Source organism: Gimesia chilikensis (assembly GCF_007744075.1).
GTDB lineage: Bacteria > Planctomycetota > Planctomycetia > Planctomycetales > Planctomycetaceae > Gimesia > Gimesia chilikensis_A.
The window spans coordinates 4,323,392-4,347,422 of record NZ_CP036266.1 but is presented as its reverse complement, the minus strand read 5'-3'; the positions used below and the strand labels follow the sequence as shown (position 1 = coordinate 4,347,422).

Genomic DNA, 24,031 nt, shown 5'->3' with positions numbered 1-24,031 from the left:
TGACTTGTAAAGTTGCCCCAATCGGCTGCAGGCTGACTTAACTCAGAAAACCGCTCAAAAGACGTTTGTAATCTGTGAGCGACCTGCGTAATAATAGAGGCAGCCCGCGACAGTGAGGCGTTTGACACAGCATTCCTACACAACGGAGAACACTGATATGGTATTTTACTCCCGCCGCGACTTTTTGAAAACAAGTGCACTGGGGGGAATGCTGGCAATGGGGGGAGGCCTGCCGGCCCTCGCTCGTGCCGAAGAAAAGAAAGCCCAGGCACAATACGGTCTGGTCACCTATCAGTGGGCCAAAGACTGGGATCTGCCTACCCTGCTGAAAAACTGTGAAACCGCGAACGTCCTCGGCGTCGAACTGCGGACCACACACAAGCACGGCGTCGAACGCGATCTGAACAAAACCGAACGTCGCGAAGTCGCGAAGAAATTCATGGACAGCCCAGTCACCCTGGTCGGAATCGGCAGCAACGAGCGTTACGACAACCCGGATGCTGACGTGCTGAAGCAGGCCAAAGAAGCGACGAAAGAGTTCATCAAACTCAGCCACGATGTCGGGGGAACTGGCGTTAAGGTTAAGCCCGATTCATTTCACAAGAACGTTCCCGAAGAAGTGACCATCGAACAGATCGGCAAGTCACTGAATGAAATGGGAGCCTTCGGTGCCGACTATGGACAGCAGATTCGTCTGGAAGTGCACGGCAAATGTGCTCATCTGCCTACGATCCGAAAAATTCTGGATGTAGCCGATCATCCCAATGTGGCGATCTGCTGGAACTGCAACAAGCAGGATCTCGAAGGGGCGGGCCTGGATGCGAACTTCGCGATGGTGAAAGATCGCCTGGGCGATACGACACACATTCACGACCTGATTCATAATCCCTATCCGCACAAACGGTTCTTCGAACTGATGGCGGGAGCGAACTATACCGGCTGGCTGATGCTGGAAGAGGGCGTGCTACCCAAAGGTGATCCCGTGAAGGCCCTGGCAGAACAGAGTAAACTGTTCGACAAAATGTGGGCGCAGGCACAAGACAGCTGATTCCTGCGGGCGGCTGGTAGAAAGACGGTCAGAAACGACTAGTGAGATGTAAAGTCTTTACTGTCGTGTGCAGACTGTTCCTTGATCGCAGCATAGACTTCTTCCCGATGGACGGTAACGTCTTTCGGTGCTTCGATTCCAAGGCGGACTTTGTCGTTCTTGATTTCAATCACCATCAATGTGATTGAATCACCAATCATAATTTTTTCGTCTTTTTTACGGCTGAGAACAAGCATCGCGATTCCCTGCGAATAAGTTGGGAGGTTTTTCAAAGCTTTCTTTGGGAAACAGCGCGTGTTTTTTTCGCAGCTGTTTCTGAAAAGCGACACTTGAAACTTAGCGTACTGTTTTTGAACAGTCTGCCTGGATCTTCAAAAAAAGCAGGGGAATCCTCTAACCACCTGTCTCCCGCACAGGGATATAACGGTTAGCGCGATTCTGCACCTGGACATTTTTGTTGATTTTTCGCTGCAGCCCGTACTATCGGGAAAGAATTTCCAGTGTGTCACCGCACTGAATTCGCGGCGGTTGACCCTCGGGCAGCTCATGCAGACGCGTGTTGACCGCCAGTCGATACATGTTCCGGAACAGTGACAGCACGCCCCAGGAGGGAAATGTTTCCTCCCGTTTCCGAATGAACGTTTTCATGAACTGGGCATCGGTCTGGCCTGTCGTCGGCACACGCGAGGGAACCACGCACCGCTTGCAGGGGTTCGAACCGGCGAACGTCACCGCTCCTGCCCGGAACAGCACCGGCGGATCCAGTTGATTGTAGAGCCGGTCTTCACAGAAAGGGAGGTCCCCCGCGAATTCCAGGTTGGCCCGGAATCGCAACCGCAACTCATCGACCGAGATCCCTGGAAACCAGCGGGCAAGTTCTTCATACGTCTGCGTGCTGATGATCGTCGGCCCCGAGGCTTCGAGATCGTCGGGAAAGCCGGTAGATGTGTTTGATTTCAGCGTCACGCGCTGATCGAAATAATCGCTGAACCACGCTGCAAGCCCGGGCTGGTTTTCTGAGAGCACGAACTGCTCCGCGGCGAGATCACGGTCAGGGGCGGAAACAGTGATCGTCTGCCCGGCGAGATCGAAACGGGCCCGGATCTGTTGAATAGTGGCCTGCTTCTTCGCATTGATGACCTTTCCGTCCGCATCAAACAGAGCATACTGCCGATCCCAGGCCAGGCCTCCTCCGGGGAGTACTTCGGCCTGTTCAACAAACACCGGATCAAGAGATTTCACCGGATACAAGGCGATACGAGAGAGAGTCCACATTAGGTAAGTTTATCCTGAGCGGGGACAGGGGATTTCATCTGCGACGTTTCGGACGTTCCTGTTCCTGGAGATCACGCAGGTCTTTGATCTCGGCTTTGAAATCAATAATCCCCGTGGGATCCAGAAAACGGTTGATGCGGGTTTCCGCTTCCCGACACAGAGTGGCGATCCGGGATTCGGCGGCCCGGTTCCGTTGTTCCTGGGCGGCTTCGGTCGCGGTTACGCGGATCACGGTTAACTTGTCCTGGAAGATCTGTCTTGGAGAAATACCGCTCTCCAGTTCGCGAATTCCGCCGTCCACTTTCTTCCAGTCATTCTTTTTCGCCCAACTACGGATGCGGGACATCTGCATCGAGAGGGAAGCGACCTCTTCGATTAATTCCCCGTTGAGTACTGCCAGTTCCCCTTCGACGCCCAGACGAATCCGGTCATCGGGAACCTGGATCGCAGTACGCGGTGCGATGCCGGGAATATAAGGCACATTCGCCACCAGTGCTTTACCACTGCGGACATAGAGCCAGATTAACGGATCGGACGGATCGGCTTTGACGGTGATCGTTCCTTCCCGGTTGGTCAGCAGTTCCTCAGTGATGTATTCCTTCTCGAAAGAAACTTTTTTGCCGGTTTCTTCGCTTTCTTTCTGCGCTGCGACCTGCAACTGACGGACTTCCTGCGGATTCAGCGGAGAAATCTGGACACGCATCCCGGCGTAAGACTGAGTCGAAGTCCCCCGTGGAACCAAGGCGAGTTCCGTCTCGGGAAAACGCGGGACGACCCGGATGGCCTGCATTTCGACCCGCCGCCGACTGCTGCTCAGAATGCCTCGCAAGCCGGAAGAAATCGAACAGCGGGCATGCTTGCGGTCGACCTCTTCCAGAATAAGATAGGTCCAGGGAATCATCTGAATGTCTTTGACTTCACGATCCCGATTCAGATAGCGAAAGAACGGTACAAAGAAGTCCCGTTTCTGCAGTGTGCCGATCGCGGGGTCAGGTGTCAGGTACTGGCTCCCCTGTTCGCTGACGATCGCCTGGTCACCTTCGACCGCTTCTATTGTGACAACAGCGGAAAACAGGTCGCGGAGAATCTGAAAACTGGTCTCTGCCAGAAACGGTCGTGCATAGGTCGTCTGTTCGACCAGTGGCCCTAACTGCTGGGAATCGATATCGAATTCCCGGCCCGCGATTTGGTATCCGATTCCCGCAGATTCCACGGTCAGCAGAAACAGCTTGTCAAAAGCCTGTGTGGGATACTGTTGCAGAACCTGCGCTGCAGACAGGCGGTTCAGACCGGCACTGGTGGGGAGTGTGAGCCAGGCATTCTCAAAGATACCGGCAGTGTTGTCACCCGGTTTGAGGACGGTCAATTCCCATTTCTCACCAGCGGAGCGTTCAATAATCTGGGGCAAGCGTGTGAATATCTGCCGGCGGTCGAAATCGGTCAGACGACAGTCAGACGCAAAAGCCAGTTCGATGCGGATTCGGTAAGGCCGTAAGCTGATGTGTCGCGTGTCAGGCTGGGCAGTTGGCTTTGATTCGGGCTTAGATTCTGGCTTGGCTTTCTGTTCGGTTTCGGGTTTGGTCTCTGGTTCAGATTTCGGCTCTGAATCTGGTTCGGTTTCAGGTTGCTCCGTGGTCGTAGTCTCTGCCTGCGCACCGTAGGCGTTCTCTGTCGGCAGGCAGAACATCCCGATCAATGTCAGGCAGCAACCAAATATGAAAGCATCAAACCAACGCATGGAGTAATTCTGATTCCTGAGTCTAGGGTGAGGTGGTCTGTGTCGACGTCAGTGTTTCCACCCGCGGGTAGACGGGGGTTGTGATCCACTGTTCGACATTATCATAAAAATTCAGGGGCCGGTCGGCGTACCCTTTGATATTCGTGCGAAACACGTGAAACTGGTCGATTTCCCAAAGCGGAACGATATGCGCCATGGAGTACAACTGCTGTTGCAGCTTCTTCAAGAGCGCGGTTGCAGTTTCCCAGTCGGTCGCTTCATCGAGCTCAATCAGTTTCTGACGCATCCAGTCCGGGAAGATTTCCAGTGATTTAATCTCAGCGCCTCTCCCCACGGTCAGGAAAGGCCAGAGTTCCATAATTGGTTCGGTCATCGCGGTCGTGCGATAGACGATGTCCCATTCCAGTTTCTCTTTTTTTGCTTCTTCAGGCGTATTGGGAATCAGCGTGACGTTGACGCCAATCCGTTGCCAGGCCCTGATCAGCTCTTGGGCAGCGTCCTGTGCTTCGGGATTAGGATCACACAGCATATGCAGACGCGGGAATTGTCCTCCCAGTTTCTTCTGCGATGCCACCGCGAGGGCCACCGCCAGCGGAAAATTGTATTCGCGTTGAGGCACCTGCTGATTGTAGACCTGGAGACCCGTGTAATACGGGGCCGTCACCAGGCGACCGTTTAACAGGTTGTTTTCATGCAGCAGTTTCTCGTTGAGAATCTTCTGGCGATCGATGGCATAGGCCAACGCCCGGCGAAGTTCGAGAATCTGCAGCGGTTTACTTTCCGGGTTGAACTGCAGCACATGAGTCAGCGGAATCGCACTTTGGACGACATTGAACTCATCCTGTTCTTTGAAATAGGAGACCAGACCGGCCGGCAGGAACGGAAGCACCGCGACTTCACCACGCAGCAGGGCCTGGAAGGATTTTTCAAAGTTGGAATAATGAACCTCGTTGATCTGGGCGACATTATAGTCACGCAGTCCCTTTGGTTCGGGGACGGCCCGCACATAACTGACCTGATCAGAGTCCTTTGATTCCTGTTCATCCACAACGAAGCGGCTGGTCGCACCGATTTTCTGTTCCGTCTCCAGGCGTACGTCTTCAGGATTAGCAACGACTGCGCTGAATGCGGGTGGGGAAGTAATCGGGAATGAGAGCAGCCATTCGGTGCTCAAGGGGACCCGGTCAAAATGAATGCGAAATTCAAACGGGGCTGTGGATGTGACCGAATGCACGTAACTGTCGAAACGTTCGTCATAAGTGCTCGAACCGGGAGTCAGTCTGGCCCGGACCGCCTGGGCAATGTCGGCAGCCAGCAGCATCGGATGCGACTCCCAGGTGGCATACGACTGACGCAGGACGAAGTCGGCCCGTCGGCCCAGGTCGGTCGGTTCCCATTGTTCAAAGAAACGACTCTGGTACTGAGGTGTCTGGTCTACTTTTCCGACTTCGAACAGGGGGATCTGCGTCAGCTTTTTATGACGGCGGGTCGCATTGTGTTCGAGGAAATAGGGGCTCTGATCGAGAGCCGTTCCCAGCACTCCGACATTGATGACCGGGTATCGCGCCTGATACCGCCGCAGGTCATCCCTTAAACGGGGATTAGCGGGCCAGACAGTTGAGGCTTCCATCACCAGGTCGAACGCCTGCTGATACTGATCAGCTTTGGCACTCTGATTCGCTTTCTGCAGGATCTCATTGGACTGTTTCAGAAACGTCTCTCGCCACTTCGCGACGGTTTCCTGTCGGGGGTAGATCGCTGCCAGTCGATTCAGGTAGTGATGGGCCTCGCGATAATCCTCCACTTTTACGGCCCGGGTGATCATGCTGTTGATGATTTCACCGGCAAGTTTACTCAGTCCCGGGTAATCGGGGACACGACTTTGCAGGTCCTCGACGAATGCCAGTGCATTCACGTACTGTTCTGCCTTCTGTTTATCCTGGGCTTCCAGAAACAGCAGCCGATGCTGTCGCTGTTCAAAGCCGGGCCAGTCCCGGTGTCTGCGGTCGAGGAAGAGCAGCATTTCAAACGCCGTTTTCAGATCACCGTCTTTCAGCAGTAGATCGATTCGCTGCAGGATCTGATCTTCGTAATGCACGATCTGTTTGATGTTCTGTCGTTGGACCCGGTACTCTGGATCTTCTTTTTCGCCGACCAGCGTCAGGTTGATGAAATTGAATGTCGCCCGTTTCTGACGCTGCTCATCAGCTTCTTTTTTATTCTTGGGACGCGGCCAGCTGAAACTCTCTTTCATGGATGCTTCGAGTTGTCCCAGCGTATCGGGTCGGGGATAGACGGGATCGACGATCAGCACATAATCATTTTCCAGGACGATCCAGTCGACGGGACGCTTTTTTAACAAGTCTTCCACGGACGGGAGTTGCATCTCCTCGATTTTGGGCAGTGATGACTCTGCCGATTCTTCTTCGGTTTCGGTTTTTCCATCCTGCTTCGCTTTCGGGGGATCTGTCTTGTTCTCATTTTGCGCAAAGCTGTCGGACAGCCCCACGGAACAGGTGAGGCCGATGACGCACATCAGCAGAATCAGGAACTTGCCGCATTTCATCATAGCGAAGCCTGTCCTTTCTGCTGCAGACCCTGATCGATGCGATACAGACTGCCATCCACGCTTGGTACCAGTAACAGTTTCTCAAGGGTGACGACGGAACCACTGCTGGGAAGCGGTGCCGTGGTTTCGGACTGGACCTGGCCCGTTTGGGGATCGACTGCCAGGACGCTGCCATTCTGCAGTGACAGGAACAGGCGGCTGCCATCTTTCGATGGAGAACCAGCCAGGGAGTGGCCCGGCAGTTTCAATTGCCATAGCTGCTGCAGGCTGTCTTTGAGTTCGTAGCAGGTCAGCGTCTGTCGAGATTCAACAAACAGCAGGTTGTCTGTAATCCAGAGGTCATTGGAGGCAGGGGCAGAGAGTTGCAGCTTGGTTTTCAACTGGCCCGTTTTTGCATCCAACACCTGCAGTTGACCTGAGGCATCTGTAACCGCGATGTCAGTCTGGCTGATACCGGCGTCCACATCGACTGGTTGCTTCAGGTCGATGGTCGAGAGGGCCGCCAGATGACGAACCGGGTTGTTGCGATATTGGAGTGTAATAATCTGCCCAGCAGTGGTGATGGCCAGACACTGATCTTTGCCAGTCGGGATCAGTTGACGCCAGCGAACATCCTCGTCCACATTTCCGGGCAGGGCAAATTCCTGAACCGTATTCAAACCGCGCCCTTTCCGGAAGACAGCCACCTTGCGTTTTAACGGTAACGCAATGCCATCGCCGATTTGAATGGGCAGTGCCTCGAGAGGCTCTGACAGCTCGATAGTCTGTTCCAGCTGACCAAATCTGTTCAGAATCCACAAAGTCGGTTGTGGTGCGCCACAGCTCACGGCGATTTTACCATCGGTCAGACGAGTTGTCTGCAGCGGTGCTTTCAGGTTCTCCGGCAGCTTGAGCTGCGTCAGTGATCGTTCCATGAAACCAGCGGGAGAGGATTCGAAGTCATTGGCCCGCAATCGAAATACATCGCCATCAGAAGTAATACAGAGCAGACCAGGTTGCGGCTCCTTGTCGTCACCATAAGGGTAAACGGCCAGAATGTCGGTTCCCAGAATCGATTTCCAGGTGCTGGTCATCTCATTCCGGTTCGCGATCGTGAAAATGACCGAATTAGAAGAGAGCAACCGCCGTCCGAGGTACAGGTTGTTTCCGATCAGCTGCATCGGCTGTGATCCCAGTCCGTCGGCGATTTTCTGGTCATCCATTTTGATGCCGGTACTGAGCAGGGTGAATTTACGGAGGGCCGAACTGCTCATCCAGAGCTGCCCACCAGAACCAGCGGACAGATAGATCTGACAGGAGAGGGGATCCTGCAGCTGGTAAGAGCCGATCTCCGTGAGCTTTCGTTTTCCTTCCTCATCAGTGACGGTGAAGGCAGTGATTCGTTCGGGAACGGTTGGGAAAAACAGTTGCTTCCCGCGCATGATCGGCTGACTGTGAACCTGACCTTTAATGCGGAACTGTTCGAGCTCTTTCAAAGTTGCGTTTTGACCATCGCCGTCCAGTACGTGGAGCAGGGCGGCGTCAGCCTGGTCATTTTCGCAGACCATCAGTAGCTTACCCATGGGGATAATCGGAATCTGAATGGTGCCGGGACGATGTCCGAGAGCTGCGACCTTCGTGCATTCAAAGGGACGCAGCGAGACGAGGTACAGCATCCCCTCATAACCGGCGACCGCAACGGACTGTTCGCCGTAAACCAGGCCGGGAGCCCCCACCAGGGGCTGGGCAAACTTGAGTTGTGCGGCTATGGATCCCGTCTGGAGATCCAGGTTCAGCAATTGGCCACCCTGGCAGGAAACGACGATCGTGCCCTGGTTGACCAGGGGAGGGCCCGTGGGCCGTGAAGGCATCTGCTGTCGCCAGACCAGTTCGCCACTTTTCTGGGTGACGCAGAGCAGGTCGTTGTGGCGCGTGTCATACAGGAGCAGCGATGGCTCTTTCACGGTGACCGTCTCGGGGGGAAACGGCGAATCGAGGCCGATGGGGCGTTTCCAGATAGGATCGCCGGTCACAGAGTCAATGCCGAAACAGCTGCCGTTGGCCAGCGCGAAAACATTGCGTCCGTCAGAAACTTCATTGGACCTTGAGCGGGTGTGCAGCGACAGAGTGACCGCCTGCGGAAAGGCATCCGGATAATCTTTCGTTGAACCGGCGATCGCTTCATTGCTGGACTGGATCAGCGCCTGTTCCGCTTCCAGGATGCGGGTCAGTACCGTCGACATCTTACGATCGTTCTGATAATAGGGATAGCGGTCGAGCAGGTGTCTGCGCTGTTCGAGTGCCTTCAAGGTCTGCTTCTGTTTGATCGCTTCTTCGATCTCCTTGACGGCTACATCGAAGACCTCTTTCCGCAGAATCTCCGCTTCTGCTTTTTCGTAGCCAGCTTTGATTTTTGCCAGTGCTTCGGTCGGCGGTGCATCTGGTGGACTGTAGCGGGTGAGAATCTTTTCGGCTTCCGTAGAGACGTCCAGCAGTTCACGCTCCTTGGTGCGACTCGCGGTTTCAACCGCTCCCAGTGCGATCCGCTGTCCGTAATCGGTCAGTGTCGGGTAGAGCTCTTTGAAGTCGGAATCATCGCGGTGTTTCTTGATAAAGCCCTGGGTGGCTTCGAGTCCGGCCTGCCAGGCGGGGGTTGAACCGGAGATCTCTTTTTCGACGAAAGATTTGCTGAGTAAAATCCGGGCTTCCTCGGCGTAGTCACTCTTGTTGTAATTTTCCAGGAAGTACTCGAAAAGCTGGATCGCCTGTGAATACTTGCCCGCTTCCATTTCCTGGACGGCAGCATCATAGTGCCGTTTTGCCGTATCGCGGCCAATGATAAACCAGAAGACCAGGGCCGTCAGTGCAAGCAGAACGCTACCGCCGACCAGGGAGAGAATCATAGGCGAACGCACAATCTGACGCTCGCCAGGACGGACAGCGTTACGTGAGGATCGATGGCGGATCCGATCTTTCAGTGAGAGCGACTCCGCTTTCTCTTTGTCGGCGGAGTCTTCTTCCTCGCTGGTCGCCGCGGAATTCTCGTTGGTACGGGATAAAAAGTGTTTCGGAGCGGGTGAACTGTCTGCCTCGGGTTCGGCTTCCGTGAGCAGCTCTGCGGCAGAGGCGAGGTCCAGGTCGTCATCTTCCAGAAAATCATCCTCTGGTTTCTCTTCGGGAGCTGCTGTGGGTGCTTTTGAAGACCTGGACGATTTCTGCTTGCTGGATTTGGAACCGTTTTTCTTTTTCGAACCTGTTTTAGAAGACGACTTTTCTGGCCCTGATTTATCGGGGATCACAGGTTCCGGTTGGGGACGGTTGAAATCCAGTTGTTCCGAACTGACCGGCTTAAGGTCGTACATCGAGCTTGCTTCACCACCCGTGACATCGGGCAGGGGGGCGTCCAGATCGAGCAGATCGACTTCGTCGGTAAACAGAATGTCGGCTTCACCGATTCGGATCAGGTCCCCGTCATTCAGTTGAGAACGCCCCGACATCACGCCGTTAATCTCCACGCCATCGCTGGTCGCGGCGATCAATTCGTACCCTTTTTTGTTCCAGCTGATCCGGCACTGCATGGAAGCCACATCGTCCACCTGCAGGTCATTGGACGAATGGCTGCCAATCGAGATCGGCTGCTGCTTGGAGAGCTCGATGTTTTGAGTTTTTCCGGATAAGAATGAAATTTCTAATCTGGCCATGAAGCTTACTTATCTTTTCAGGACTGTAGAACGCGGTGAAGACACAATCACGAGTGCTACTGTCAGTCATCAGGTCCTTTGTACGATGCGAGTCTGATTTTCTGCATGCCAACCTCGTTCGCCGCATCCACAACGGCAACGACCGTCTCATGCCGCGCCGCTTTGTGTGCACTGAGAACGAGTTCTGATTTGGGTCTGCCTCCCTCATCACGTCGATCCAGGATCGCCTGTACGATCTCCGAAGGGTTGGACAGCTTGGTGTCATCGACATAAATGCCGTTATTACTGTCGATCTCAACGATAATGGATTCCTCCCGGAAATCATCCAGCGTCTGCAACGACTGTGAAACGCCGTCTTCATCCGGATTGGGCGGAGGAACCTGAATACTTTTCTGCAGACTGAAGGAAGCGGTGATCATGAAGAAGATCAGCAGCAGGAAGGTCACGTCGACCATCGGCGTCAGATCCATCTCCTCAAACTCCGACTCGGCCGAGCGAATGGAAAACCCTTCGTCGTCATCATCTTCGTCGTCTTCTTCCTCTTCCACAACAAAGCGGGGGCTGGGGGCAGATGCTACTACCGGTTTCGGAGCTGTTTCTGGTTCCGGTCCTGGTTCTTCTGTGCTCGCAACTTCCTCAAGTTCTGCCGAGTCGTCTTGCTCAGGTTCGGCTGATTGCTCTGAGACCGGTTCTGTCGCGAGGTCTTCATCAGCTTCGGTCGATTCAATCTCTTCAAGCCACTCCGAGGCTGCCAGCAGGTCGTCATCTTCAGGAGTCTCGGGATCAGGACTCGTTTCAGCTGTAACCTCTGTTTCTGCAGCTGGTGTCACAGGAGAAGAGGGCTCTGGCTCAGGTTCGGGTTCGGGAGCAGGTTCAATCGCCGGTTTCGGTGGGGGAGAGCTCTTCGCTTTTGTCGGTTGTTTCTCCGGCTGGGGCGCTGGTTCAGGGGCCGATTCCTCCTCTTCGATCGCTGGCTCTTCTGTTTCTGCGGATGCGGCGGCGTCCCAGTCCCCATCCAGCAGTTCATCCCAGCTCTCGCCCAGCGGACCCATGTCGTCCAGATCTTCCAGGAACTGGTTCTGGTCCGCATCCAGCATCGCTTCTGTGGGTGGAGCGGCTTTGGCTGGTTTTTTCTTTTTTGTTGATGAAGATGCTTTCTTGCCAGGTGTTTCACTCGGATCTGGTGTTTTCTCCATTCGCCGGGCTTCACTCTCCACTGGGATCGTAATGCGACCCTTGCAGGCCGGGCAGGCAACTTTCTTCCCGGCTTTCTTGCTGGCCACGCTCAATCTCTGGCCACAGTGTTTACAGTAAAACTTGATCGGCATAATTCAGTATTCAGTCTTAAATATCAGCAGGCGGCAATGCACCAGTTGAAAATAATTACCTGTTTTTCTTTTCTTCAATTCCAATATAGAACTTCACACCATCCACATCGGTAACGGCCCGGGTGACTTCCTGGACGAACCCGTGCGGCACATTCCGGTCTGCTTTAATAATGACATCCATTACACCTCCCTGAACCCGTTCGCGGACGCGTGCGGTCAGTTCATCCAGGGTGACTTCAGTAGCCCCGCCCGATTCTTTGATCTCGACAACACTCTGGCCATTCAGACCGTTACCGTCATTATGGACAAGTACAATCGTAGAACTGCGGGTATCCACACCGACGCCATGCCGGGCGATCGGAACATCCGAGTCCTGTGTTGCCTGCATCGTCGATGTGACCATGAAGAAGATGAGCAACAGGAAAGTCACGTCGATCATGGGGGTGATGTCCAGATCGTCGCCTCCACCGGAGGCGGGACGTTTCTTCCAGCCGCTATCGTCAGAATTGAATAATGATTTTTTACGTGCCATGCGCCCGTCACCTTCTCGATTCAGGACTTACGTGAGGCTTCCAGAATATCCAGAAACTCACCCGTGTGTTCCTGCACCGAGTCTTGCAGTTTAGCGATGCGGATATGGATTAAAGCGCCGGCCATCACCAGCGGAATCGCGACCGACAGACCCGCGGCGGTTGTGAACAGCGCGAAGCTGATCTCGCCCGCCAGCTGGCTCGGATCGCCCCCCGATTCCTGCATGTTGCCGATCTTGTCGAAGGCGTTGATCATCCCGATCACGGTTCCCAGCAGCCCGAGCATCGGGGCACTCTTGACGATCGTGCTGATCCAGGACATGCGGTATTCGAGGTCGGCCAGAATGTCACGTTCGAATTTCTCCGCGAGCAGCTGTCGCAGCTTTTTGGCCGGGCGTTCCATATTCGCCATGGCAACCAGAATCAGCTGGGGTACCGCTTTGCTCCAGTAAGGAGGCGAATCGCAGAGATTCACAACCGCTTCGTAATCTTTCCGTTCGATGTCTTCATGGACCTGGTCGAGGAATTCATTGGCCGCGTTCTGGGTCAGGAATCGCTTCTGCGCGATCTGGCGGACGAGTAGAATCACACAGAAGACGCCATACAGGGCCGTTAGACCCAGGGCGACATAGATGGCGATCCCGGCTGCGTTTAAAATCGGAGCTAGTGAGTAGTTCATGGATGCCTGCTTTGCACTCGTTATCGGAAATAAGTTTGACGGGTCACTTCAAAATCGTAGCTGCCACGATTACCACGTACAGTAAAATAGGTACGCCGGATTTCGTCGAATTTTTTATCTCGGTATTTTTTCTCCAGGAGCAGGAGTCGGTTTTCGGCCTCTTTGGGGTAGAAATGAAACAGGATCGCCCCGGTCACATCGTAGCCCGCTTTTTTGAACAGGCTCAGGTCACTGGTGCGACGTTCGCCTCCCTGCCAGGTCATATACAGTCGCTTCTCATCTTCACCCGAAGTGGCCGTTCGGCTGGTCGGTTTTTCGGAAGAAACATTTGAGAGATAGACCATCTTGCCATTACGCAGCAGGGCGCCAAGCTCGATTTTGAAGTAGTCCAGCTGGCTGGCGTAATCGATTAGAGATCCTCGGTCGGAAAACTTGATGAACCAGCGCTGTTCGCGGGGTAATCCCTTCTTGCCCGGACCGAAACCCAGGGCCCGCTTTCCCGTACCCGCGGCACTACCGACTTTCCCGGAGTTGGTCAGGTCGGTCTGCATCTGTTGCTGTACCTGCTGAGTCGCCTTGTCAGACAGTTCGACTACACTGTCCAGCATTTCCTCGACCTGGTTCTCTTCGGTCGGCGTGTCGATCTGTGAGGGATCATCCACGGGGTCTTCCGGGGATTCCACCAGCAGCTCTTCATCCGGCGATCCATCCTCGGCTCCACCCGCCAGGTCCACCATTTCCAAGGCGACCTCGTTTTCTGTCTGGGGGAGGCGATTGGTAAACCAGACAATCGAGAGCCAGAGGACCGCCACGATCAACGCCAGCACAACCGCGATCAACGATGAACTCACCTGGTCATACTGGGTGACCCGCATGACCGGCGATTTACGGTGATCGGTTTGTGATGTGCTCTGGGCCATCGTACTAAAGTATCCTCTGAGTTTTCTATTGGTGGTTATTTGGACTTTGACTTGGGGAGCTGGTCGAGAACTTCGTAGAGGTTGAATATTTCATCAAAGGGTTTCACGCTGTTGTACCATTTCTGCCAGCGTCGGGTGGCTTCATCGGCCCATTGATCGGCGATGATCACGCGTTCTTCTTTTGTCAGGTCTTCCGGCACATCGGCCAGGGGATCTTCGGGCATCCCCAGTCCCCGGATTTTTCGGCTGAGGGTGCAGAGACCGTTCCTCGCCTCGATCCGCACACTCAGATCCGGATCTTTCAATGATCGAATCAGATAGGGAGCCATACGAAAGTCATTGGTTCGTGCCAGTGCCCAGACAGCAGTCCGCCTGACATCCGGAGAGCGGGCATCAATCAGTTTCAAGACCCGGTCTTTCTGTTTGATCAGATCTTCCCGGTTCCCGATGGTAATTGTTTCGACCAGCGTTTCCTGGGTTGTGTCCAGATCCGCAGTTGCCGGATCTTCGAGCTGGGCCAGCAGTTCGCTGAGATCTCCAGACAGGGTTTTGCTTTCCACCTTACCATTCCGCATCTGAACCTCGGCCAGGTTCTTGGGCAGTCCCCGTCCCCCGGCCAGCAGACCGGAGCCTACCGGATCGGGCTTATACTTGCGGTCAATGGTTTTCACGGTTGCCTTGGCCAGAAATATGATTGCCAGGCAGGTCGCTGCATCGATATTTCCCGAACCTTTCCAGCTACCATCCTCCAGTTGCATCATCAACAGGTGTCGTGCACCGTCGGCGTACCAGTCGTGAGGCCCCAGTTTTTTCGCATCGGCCAAAGCGGCCAGACGTTCGATCCCGTACAGATAATAGTTGGGCCAGCCGGTCGGGTTACGATAATTGTAATTGTTGACGACCCAGTTCGCGCCTCGAGTTTTGCCGGTCTCAAGCGCTGACAGGGCAATGGTCGGTTTTGTGAACAGGTTCTCCTCACCCTCTTTATCTTTTTCGGTGAGGTTCACTTTTTCCAGGAAACCGAATTTCTTTTTAGGCTCGCCTTCCTTACCGGTGGTCGGCGCGGTGCGGGGCTGTCCGTTGGGATACAACTGGCGGGAAATCACATACATACTGCCGGTCCCCGCCACACCCATCGTGTGTTTGGCACCCCGGTCTGTCTGGCCCCCGGGATGATATCCAAATCCGCCATTTGGCAGTTGGGTTGTCAGATGCCAGCGGGCGGCATTGTCCCAGACGCGGGTGGGAATCATTACCCCGGCCCGTTCCGCAGCCCAGAGCCCCAGAATCGCATACTGCGTGATACTGGTGTCGCCATTATTGGGTTCCTGCTGTGGATAATACCAGCTGCCGGCTGGCTGCTGGGTCTTGATCAGAAAATCAACCGTGGTCTTGATTTCATTATGATACTTTTCCGGGCTGATCGCTTCGAACACCATCAGCTGCACGCCGGCAGTGTAATTGTAATCTCCGCCCGGAGTATAAACGATTTCGCCGTCGGAATTCTTCTGGTTATGATCTGCCATGATGTTTTTCAGGCAGTTCTGGATGTAAGGGGAGTCGGGGGATTCACCCGTTTTCAACAGCGTGTATGCCACAAAGGCATTCATGCCGCTCCGGCCATAGTCGGGCTTCTTTTTGAGGAAAGCAACTCCGCGTTTGATGGCGGCGTCAATCTCCGCCTGAGGAGGTTGGGCTGCTGCCTGCTCGGCAAAGCACGCGAGCAGAAGGAAAGTACAGAGGCACCAGATACCAGTCAGGCTGGTACGGTGCGGGCTCGCATTCCGTCTGATTAAGGCGCAATGATTTTCCATGTTGATGCGTTAGCAATCTGAGATGAGAGAATATTGCTGACAGGAGAAAGAAGCCGAAACTTCTCCGCATCTCTCCAGTCTAAATTCAGATATAAAGCAGTGTCAATCTTTATGCCCCAAATCATTACGATATTCACATTTACGATTCAGGGCTTCCAGGAGAGATCACAAGTACACACTGCCTGATTGCACCGTGGACATCCCTGGACATATTTACGACTGACGGCCTGTTCCAGATCGACACCCGCCACATTCGCCATGGTCGCCAGCCAGGCCAGAACATCTGCAAATTCCTCTTCCAGGTTCTGTGGATCGTCGTTTTCACGCAGCGCAGAAGAGAGTTCGCCGACCTCTTCCATAAACCACATAAACGTGCCTTCGATCCCCCGTGACTGGTCCTTCTCGAAAAACATTTTATGAATCACCGCCTGGAACTGGGAAACCGATAAGCCTGGTTGCCGCGGGTTTGCGTCTGTCGAGGAAGTTTCCGAAGCGGGGGGGAGGTCGTTGGTCACAATGGTTCCTTGTCTGCGTCAGTTCAAATGATGATCATCATACGCCATGCGTGTCGGGCGTGTTACAGTTTCTGTTTCAGTTTGAGCCCCTCGGCGTGTGTGGGGTTCTGTTTTAAGAGCAGATCCAGCTCAGTCCGGGCTGCCTCTCGTTGTCCTGCATCCAGCAGTGTTTTAGCAAGCAGGTAACGCTGTTCAGCGTTGTCTTCCTGCAGGTGCAGCAGCATCTTGAGTTCGCGAATGGCAACCGATATTCGGTCCAGCTTCAAAGCGATTTCGGAAAGCTGCTGATGCGTTTCCGGATCCAGCACGTCTACCTGTAAAGCCGCCTGTCCCCAGCGCAGTGCCTGTTCCAGGTCACCCTGTTTCCGGTAGCCTTCCATCAGCAGCTTCATACTGGTTTCATCGTTGGGATCCAGGTGCACCAGCTTCAGCAGCGCCTCCTGCAGCTGTTTCTCTTTCTTCTGTTGCTGATAAATAATCGACAGCCCCTGTAACCATTCGGTCTGGTAAGGATAGGTTTGATGAGCCTGTTCGTAAACGGGCAGCGCTTCGTCGAACTTCGTCTGTTTCAGCAGGATCTTTCCGGCCAGACTCAGCACATCGACGTCTGGTGTTTTGACGGAGAGCGGTTTCTGTAGAACGTCGAGTGCCGAGTCCAGATCTTCGGACAGCAGTTCCAGCTGCGCGATGGTCAGTGCCGCCTGGGCCTGAGTGGGATGCGTCTCCAGCACTTTCCTGGCAATGCTGCGGGCTTCCCCTTTCTTACGCAGGCGGAGCAGGCGATACGCGTATTTCCCCGCGAGATCCGGATCACTCTGATTGGCTTCGTACTGCTTCTGAAGCTCGCGAAAGCTCAGGTCTGCTTCCTCGGACTGATACCCCTTCAGCGAGGCAGTAATCTTCTTGAGGTAAGCATGGTAACGTTTTTCGAACTCTTCCTGACTGATCCCGAAGCAATCCTGGATGGCGGTCGCTGTCGATCCCTGCTCCTGATAGGAGAGCAGCAGCTTTTTCAGTGCGTCGTCTCCGAATTCGGCCACCATGAAGTCAGCACAAAGCAGACTTTGGCAGTACGCGAAGTTCCAGTTTGAGGACGATTTAGGACGGACGAAGACGCCGTCCAGTTCATCCAGACTGTAGATTTCATTTTTAGGAACCCGTTCGACCAGCAGTTGATTGAACTTCTGCGGTCGGGCTGAATTCTCACTGCGAACAGCCAGGGCTTCGGTAAACCAGTGCGGGATTTTGTACTTCGTCTGCTGCAGCGTGAATACATGCACCAGTTCGTGTTTCAGGACACTGGCCCAGTTGAACGGTTCCTGCATGGCCGTTGGAGAAGTCAGCGCGACGACAGCACCGGTTGAGGCACCAATCGTCTGAATCCAGGGCAGACCGATCATCCGCGCACTGAACCACTGATGGGCTGAGAGCCCTTTGGCGTCGTGGTAGATCTCAAACTGCGTTTTGCCCGGCGGTTCGTAGCCAAACTGCGCTACCATCTCCGGGTAGATCTCTTCCAGATAGTCCGCCATGTACTGTCCGAGGATATAATCGGCTTTCGAATCATAGCGGATTACAAAATGATCGGTCACGATCGAGCCATATGACTCCAGTACGCCCAGGACCTTGCGCATGTTGCTGACCCGTACATGATAGGGGTCGGCCTGGAAAGCAGCGTTGAGGGTTTCCTGAGCAAGATCTGTCCGGCCCATCTGCATGTAGAGCATTCCCAGGGACGTCTGAGGACCGGAAAGTTGCGGCATCAGTTCCCTGGTTTTCAGGTACGCAAATTCTGCAAACGCGAACTGCCGTTTGAATTCGAGCAGGTTCCCCAGCTCAAACAGAAAGTAGCCCGGTTTGGGATTCTCTGCCAGCAGGTCAGTCAATAGCTGATTAAACCGGGAAGATTTTCCCGCTGGTTTTGTTTTCGTTTCAGTATTGTCGAAGAAGGGCTTGAGTTCGTCGGTGGTGGGAACACCATCCAGCAGCAGAAAGCAGGCCGCCTTCCGTGCCAGCACCAGCTGACTGCGGGCATTAACCTTTTCCGCTTCTGCAACTGTTTTCAGAGCCTGTGGGTACTGTCCGTTGATCAGTTCCAGGTCACATTTCAGCAACAGAGCGGAGAGCAGACGCGGGTTGATCTTCAAGGCCTTTTCCAGCAGTTCGCTGCTGGTGTCGAACTCCCGAATTTCAACCGCGGTCTCTGCCAGTGCGACGTAAACCGGCGCAGCCTGCGAATTCGTCGTCAGTGCCGCCTGAAATTCTTCGGCTGACTGTGGTCGATTGTACTTTTCCTGCAGGATGGAACCGCTCAGGAAAGACGCCTCCCAGGCCAGAGGATCATCTTTAAGTGCATCCGGACAGAGCGTGTTGACCACGAAATTAAAGATCTGCGAAACGCTGTTCCAGCGTGCGTACTGCGTTGCGCCGTCCGCGATGATCAGCAGCGTCTCGGCATCTTCCGGCTGAGCACGATTATAATAGCGGACAAACCAGCGGAAGGCTTCGTTGGCTTCTTCAATCTTACCTGCCTCGGTGAGCAGGTGTGCCTGTATCAGATGCGCCCGCGGTTGATCGGCGTCCAGAGTCAACGCCGTCGCGACGTGCTTTTCGGCCTCTTCATATTGCCCCGCCTCAAAATAAAGTTTCGCGGCCCAGGCTTGCAGTTCTGCGCGACGCGGATCCTGTTTCAACGCGGTTTCCAGGCGACGGAATGCAGCTGCTGTGTCGCCCGTCTCCAGGTCAATCCGCATCAGGCCCTGCATCAGCTTCCAATGCGCCTCGCTGGTTGGGGGAGAGACGTCAGCCAGCTTCTTCTCCACCTCTACATAAGATTCACGTGCCTCTGCGTATCGCCCATGCTGCAGGTGCTCGTAAGCGGTTTGTAACTGTTCGTCGACCGCAGATGGTTTCTCTGTTTCCGCAGCACGCACAAGGCTGACAGGCAGGGAAGCAGGGAGCAGCAGTCCCGTGATGAGGTAAATCAGGGCAAAGTAGATGACATATTTCCGCATGCGCTCTTCCGTATTAAAATCCCCGGGACATTCCTGCGTTTAGAGAAATGAGGGGCGAGGTGATTTTCGTGGCGTCGACTCTTCAACCGGGCTCTCGGTTTCTGTTGCTTCGACTGTCTGCAACTCGTCTGAGGAGTCCGTTTCATCTTCGACTGTGTTCTGTTCCGGACTGGATCCTGCGGGCAAGGGGAGCCCGAAGCCGAGCACGAGTTCCCGTTTAATTTTGTCGTTGACCTTGGTTACCAGGAACAGTTCTTCGCTCTTCGAGTAGGCGATCAGGTTTCCGTTCCAGTAAGCCAGGCGATTGTGAGCCGTGCTGGGAACGCGTGCGTCTTTGGTCAGAATGCCCACCAGGTTCAGAGGGTCGGCTGCGGACAGAATCGTCAGTTCATCACAGCCCGATTCATCCCGTAACTTTCTCAGTTCCTGAATCGTACCCGACATGGCAAACTGCTCGCCAGCTACGCCCGTCACAAAACGCCCCCCGCGGATTTCACCGCGGGCTTCGAGCCGACGAAAGATCTGCAGCAGTTCAAACCACCGCGGCGCACCGGGTTCACGAATCAGCAGGTCGCGGAATACCACGCCCCACCGCCTGAGCAGCTGCCACGCCCACTGTTCGACATTTTCGTAATGCTTGAGTCCCCGTTCTTCAATTGGTTCCTCAGGCTCGCGTCGCCAGATTGACCAACGTCCGGTGTTGTTGGGAGTCGAACGTTTGCGGACCAGACCGATCCGCGATTTCCGCGAAGAACGCCGTTTCTGTGTAGCGCGGTCCTGCGTAAACTGTCGCATGCCGGAAAAACTGTCTGAAGTGACCAGACCGCGGGCAATCAGTTCGCCTAGTGAATCAGCGATCTGCGAAGGGAGTGACTCGGTCGCCGTCATCAGATCGGTGGCAAACAGGGCACCACGCTGGGTCAACAGTTCCTGTACTTCCTGTGCCGGGCTGCTCAGGCAGGATTCTTCTGATTCACTCTCTGACTGCACCAGGTTAAAACAGGTCAGCCAGGGGATATCCTCGCGGAGAAAGAACGACACCGGCGCATTGCGGGTGATGCCGGTCATCGGTTTCCCCTGATCCGGGTTGCGCTTGGGAGGATAGAGTCGCCCCCAGCCAATCTCGCCGGTGAAACAGAGTTCGTCCAACTGACTGCTCTGATAGTTCGAAAGGCGTGCCGGCAGGATATCCCGTTCCCAGCAGACCGCCGGGATGTCGATCCCCTGCAGCATCGAGAGTACTTCGAACAGACCATTCGTGCCGGTCCGTTTCTCGCCGCCAGCCAGTCCATGATGATGCGTGAGATAACGAATAAACACACTGGGATCAACAGGCTGTACCTGGGCCCTTAGTCCCTGCAGCGTCAGACGATGAATACGGGACAGCAGCCGGCGATGACACCATTCTTTGGGCGGGACGACGTTGTCTGACTCTTTCACTTCCGCCTGCTCCTGACCCTCAGCTGCACTCTGATCCCAGTTTGGATCTTTAACGCGGAAGTAACCCTGCATGGCAGAGCCTTCGCCTTCGAGTGCATACAGGGCCGCTTCGGTTTGCGATTCGGTCATGCCAGCCAGATCCGCAAGCTCCGCCACCGACAGGGGGCCGCAGGTATCCAGCAGTCCCCGAATGATGGCCGTGCGGGCCTCGGTCGACTCCCATTCCTGCTGTACGCCTGCAGGAACTTCGACTGCCGGTGCATGTGAGGAATCGGGGAAAGCGGCCAGGGCTGCAGGCAGTCGTTCGGTCGCTACCCAACTTGGAATTGTATTGTCAATCGCACGTGTGAGTGTCGTCGCGCGTCCTGTGGCTTCAAGTTCCCGATACCAGTCGGCCCAGTCGGGACACTGGTTGATGGGAAGATGAATCCGTCCCAGCAGGACATCGTGGAATTCGTCTGCATTGCGAACCAGGGGCTGCGCTTCCTGACAGACCTGCGCGATCGCCTCGGGCGACAAACGTCCCAGATCTTCCACGCTTTCCACAGACAGTGTGTGCCGCGTTGCCACGGCTCGGGCGCGTCGTTCCTGGGCTTCGCCCCCGTCCAGGAAGGTATAGGGGCTGGAATTCAAAAGCTCATAACAAAAGGGGGACGGCTCCCGGGTATCGCGGGGGATCAGCTTGATCTGGTCCTGCTCAATTTCCAGTAAGACCTGTTTGAGCCCGTCGATATCGAGTTGTTCGTTAAGACAGTCATAGAGTGTCTGGTCGACGAGAATATGATCGGGGCGGACAATCTCGCCGATCTCGTTCTCCGGACAGCCGGTCAGTCGGGGGAAAACGGCGGTCAAAAGGTCTTCGGCGCGAAACCGCTGCAGCGGAGGTGGAACTTTTTTTCCGTTCTGCATGCGGGAGACGAGCAGGGAGCGGGTCACATTCCACCGCCAGCGGACGTGGAACATGGGATGATCCAGAATGGCCTGTTCGGACAGCTGTTGCACGTTGCTGGTATTGAGCATCGAAAACAGGCTTTCCAGCGGAAAGCTGTGCTGCGGCCCGAGCGAGAGAATGATACCGTTATCGTCGGCGGTCGCCTGCAGCTCAAAATTGTAAGAGCGGCAGAACCGCTTGCGCATTGTATAACCCCAGGCCCGGTTGATGTCGCCACCAAAAGGGGCGTGAATCACCAGCTGCATGCCCCCGGATTCATCAAAGAACCGCTCGAAGACAATTCGTTTCTGCGTGGGCACCATTCCCAGGGCCGCTTTCTGGGCCTGAATGTATTCCACCGTCTGTTTAGCCGCCCACTCATCGACATTGCATTCGGTCGTCAGCCAGAGAATCGCCTGTTCGGGATCTTCAATCCGCTGCGAAAGTTCTTCCCGCAGATGCGAGATCTCGGTCGAGAGCTCCAGCGAACGTCCCGGTGCTTCACCAAACCAGAAGGGAATTGACGGCGGCGCACCGTGGGCATCGACGACAGTCACATCGCCGCCACGCACGTAGCGGATCTGCCAGGACGTGTTGCCCAGCAGGAAGACATCCCCGGCCATGCTTTCCACGGCGAATTCTTCATCCACCGATCCGACCACCGTCTGATCGTCTTCGGTGACGACACGGTACGAGGCGATTTCCGGAATCGCACCGCCGTTCATCGTCGAGACGAGACGCGCATTCTTGCGACTGCGGACTCGTTTCTGTACCTGGTCGTGGTGCAGATAGACGCGACTGCGGCCGGCTGTGCTGCTGATGCCTTCACTCAGAAATTGAATCGTGCTGTCGAAGTCGGTCCGCTTCAGATTGCGATAGGAATACGACCGTGTGACCGCTGCAAACAGTTCCTCGGTGTTCCATTCCTGGCTGGAGACTTCCGCCACGATCTGCTGGGCCAGAATATCGATCGGGGCTTCCGGCATGCGGACCGTATCCAGGATTCCCTGCTTGATCGACCGAACCAGGGCCATGCTTTCCATTAATTCATCGCGGGAGAGCGCGAAGATCCGTCCTTTAGGCACCAGTCCCAGTGAGTGCCCCGAGCGACCGATCCGTTGCAGGAAGGTCGCGATGCCCCGTGGCGAACCAATCTGTACCACCAGGTCGATGTAGCCGACGTCGATTCCCAGCTCAAGTGACGCGGTAGCGATGACCGCCTTCAGTTCCCCCGTTTTCAGCTTCTGCTCGGTACGATGCCGGATTTTGGCGGACAACGATCCGTGATGGCTGCCGACGACTTCTTCTCCCAGTCGCTCGGTCAACTGATGGGTAATCCGTTCGGCCAGACGCCGTGTGTTGACAAAGATCAGCGTACTGTGATGCGATTCAATCAACGCGACGATCTGGTCCAGCACTTCCGCCCATTGTTCGTGAGTGCAGATCGCACTCAGTTCCGAAGGGGGAACCTGGATTGCCACATCCAGTGTGCGGGAGTGGCCGATATTCACAATCCGGCAGGTCTGTTCGGGGTGAGCATTCTCCTGTTCCGGAGGAGCAGAACTCGTGATCTCTATCTCGGGACGGTTTCCTACCAGGTATTGTGCGACCCGTTCCAGCGGCTTCTGCGTCGCTGACAGCCCAATTCGCTGCAACGGATGCTCGACCAGTGTTTCGAGTCGTTCGAGGGTCAACGACCAGTGCGATCCCCGTTTGTCGCGGAGCAGAGCATGGATTTCGTCGACGATTACAGTCTCGACGGTTTTCAATGTCTCCCGGCTTTTGGTGCCGGTCAGCATCAGGTACAGCGATTCAGGAGTCGTCACAAGAATATGGGGCGGACGCCGGACCAGCGCAGTCCGCTGTGAGGAAGGGGTGTCGCCGGTGCGCAATCCGATGCGGATCGGTGTGAACAGGTAGCCTTCTTCTTCGAGCAGTGCGGAAATTTCTTCCAGCGGCTCGGTCAGGTTCCGATGCATGTCATTGGAGAGCGCCCGTAAGGGGGAGACGTAGACGACCACGGTCTCATCATCGAGGTCGCCTTCCAGTGAGCGTTTCACGATGCGATCGATCACTGACAGGAACGCCGTCAATGTCTTACCACTACCGGTAGGGGCGGAAATCAGTGTGTGCTCACCCCGGTTGATGCAGGGCCAGCCCTGCTGCTGCGGTTCGGTAGGGCCCGCAAAGCGTTTGCGAAACCACTTTTCGATGATGGGGTGATAGCCGTAGAATGACATGGTTGCCCTTTAGGGTGCTGATACGATTCGTCCCAGTATTGTAAGGAGTGACCGCTGAAAATTTAACCTGTTTTCTCCGAAATTCTTACGGTTTCACAGGTCAGGATTGTTGAGCCGCACGCGTCTCTCACCAGTGAACGTAATCGAGGCTTTTGCGATGAACATGAAGTGTCTCCCATCTGTCTATAGAGAAACGTCACGATTTGTGAAGATTCATTCTGTTCGGGCTGGAATGAAAAGCAGGGCCTTATTTCGAATGGGAAAATCATCTATAATTTTTGTGCAGGAAATGATCCCTGTGGGATAAAAT

Annotated in this window: 14 protein-coding genes; 1 reads left to right on the top strand and 13 read right to left on the bottom strand. The window is 54.9% G+C overall.

Annotated features, from left to right (window positions below; genetic code table 11):
* The first annotated feature begins 157 nt into the window (after positions 1 to 157).
* On the top strand, positions 158 to 1,048 hold the full coding sequence (locus HG66A1_RS16320) for a sugar phosphate isomerase/epimerase family protein (RefSeq protein ID WP_145186079.1): 891 nt from the start codon (positions 158 to 160) through the stop codon (positions 1,046 to 1,048).
* A gap of 38 nt (positions 1,049 to 1,086) precedes the next feature.
* On the opposite strand, the gene csrA is transcribed toward HG66A1_RS16320, so the two are convergent.
* The 13 genes from csrA to HG66A1_RS16255 all read right to left on the bottom strand — a co-directional run bounded on the left by csrA (position 1,087) and on the right by HG66A1_RS16255 (position 23,721).
* Complete coding sequence (csrA, locus tag HG66A1_RS16315; RefSeq protein WP_145041500.1) at positions 1,087 to 1,284, bottom strand: carbon storage regulator CsrA; 198 nt, start codon at positions 1,282 to 1,284, stop codon at positions 1,087 to 1,089.
* A 244-nt stretch (positions 1,285 to 1,528) separates the two neighbouring features.
* The gene (locus tag HG66A1_RS16310) at positions 1,529 to 2,323 is read right to left on the bottom strand and encodes an MOSC domain-containing protein (RefSeq protein WP_145186076.1); all 795 of its coding nucleotides are present in this window, start codon (positions 2,321 to 2,323) and stop codon (positions 1,529 to 1,531) included.
* A 34-nt stretch (positions 2,324 to 2,357) separates the two neighbouring features.
* Positions 2,358 to 4,061, bottom strand: coding sequence for a hypothetical protein (locus HG66A1_RS16305; protein ID WP_145186073.1), 1,704 nt, complete (start codon positions 4,059 to 4,061; stop codon positions 2,358 to 2,360).
* Positions 4,062 to 4,083: 22 nt separating this feature from the next.
* Positions 4,084 to 6,630, bottom strand: a complete 2,547-nt coding sequence (locus tag HG66A1_RS16300; protein WP_145186070.1) for an ABC transporter substrate-binding protein — start codon at positions 6,628 to 6,630, stop codon at positions 4,084 to 4,086.
* The gene (locus tag HG66A1_RS16295; RefSeq protein ID WP_145186067.1) at positions 6,627 to 10,310 is read right to left on the bottom strand and encodes a PQQ-binding-like beta-propeller repeat protein; all 3,684 of its coding nucleotides are present in this window, start codon (positions 10,308 to 10,310) and stop codon (positions 6,627 to 6,629) included. The genes HG66A1_RS16300 and HG66A1_RS16295 overlap by 4 nt, the downstream gene beginning before the upstream one ends.
* Positions 10,311 to 10,372: 62 nt before the next feature.
* On the bottom strand, positions 10,373 to 11,593 hold the full coding sequence (locus tag HG66A1_RS16290; RefSeq protein WP_197996620.1) for an ExbD/TolR family protein: 1,221 nt from the start codon (positions 11,591 to 11,593) through the stop codon (positions 10,373 to 10,375).
* Positions 11,594 to 11,693: 100 nt separating this feature from the next.
* Complete coding sequence (locus tag HG66A1_RS16285) at positions 11,694 to 12,170, bottom strand: ExbD/TolR family protein (protein ID WP_145186060.1); 477 nt, start codon at positions 12,168 to 12,170, stop codon at positions 11,694 to 11,696.
* Positions 12,171 to 12,190: 20 nt separating this feature from the next.
* Positions 12,191 to 12,847, bottom strand: coding sequence for a MotA/TolQ/ExbB proton channel family protein (locus HG66A1_RS16280; RefSeq protein WP_145186057.1), 657 nt, complete (start codon positions 12,845 to 12,847; stop codon positions 12,191 to 12,193).
* Between the two features lie 20 nt (positions 12,848 to 12,867).
* Complete coding sequence (locus HG66A1_RS16275) at positions 12,868 to 13,767, bottom strand: hypothetical protein (RefSeq protein WP_145041492.1); 900 nt, start codon at positions 13,765 to 13,767, stop codon at positions 12,868 to 12,870.
* 35 nt (positions 13,768 to 13,802) lie between these two features.
* Positions 13,803 to 15,581 carry a HEAT repeat domain-containing protein gene (locus HG66A1_RS16270; protein ID WP_145186054.1) on the bottom strand — a complete coding sequence of 593 codons (1,779 nt, stop codon included), beginning with the start codon at positions 15,579 to 15,581 and terminating at the stop codon, positions 13,803 to 13,805.
* Positions 15,582 to 15,727: 146 nt separating this feature from the next.
* A complete protein-coding gene (locus HG66A1_RS16265; protein WP_145193808.1) occupies positions 15,728 to 15,994 on the bottom strand; it encodes a MazG nucleotide pyrophosphohydrolase domain-containing protein in 267 nt (88 codons plus the stop codon).
* A 164-nt stretch (positions 15,995 to 16,158) separates the two neighbouring features.
* Positions 16,159 to 19,110, bottom strand: a complete 2,952-nt coding sequence (locus HG66A1_RS16260; RefSeq protein WP_145186051.1) for a tetratricopeptide repeat protein — start codon at positions 19,108 to 19,110, stop codon at positions 16,159 to 16,161.
* A gap of 39 nt (positions 19,111 to 19,149) precedes the next feature.
* The gene (locus tag HG66A1_RS16255; RefSeq protein ID WP_145186048.1) at positions 19,150 to 23,721 is read right to left on the bottom strand and encodes a DEAD/DEAH box helicase; all 4,572 of its coding nucleotides are present in this window, start codon (positions 23,719 to 23,721) and stop codon (positions 19,150 to 19,152) included.
* Between the last annotated feature and the right edge of the window lie 310 nt (positions 23,722 to 24,031).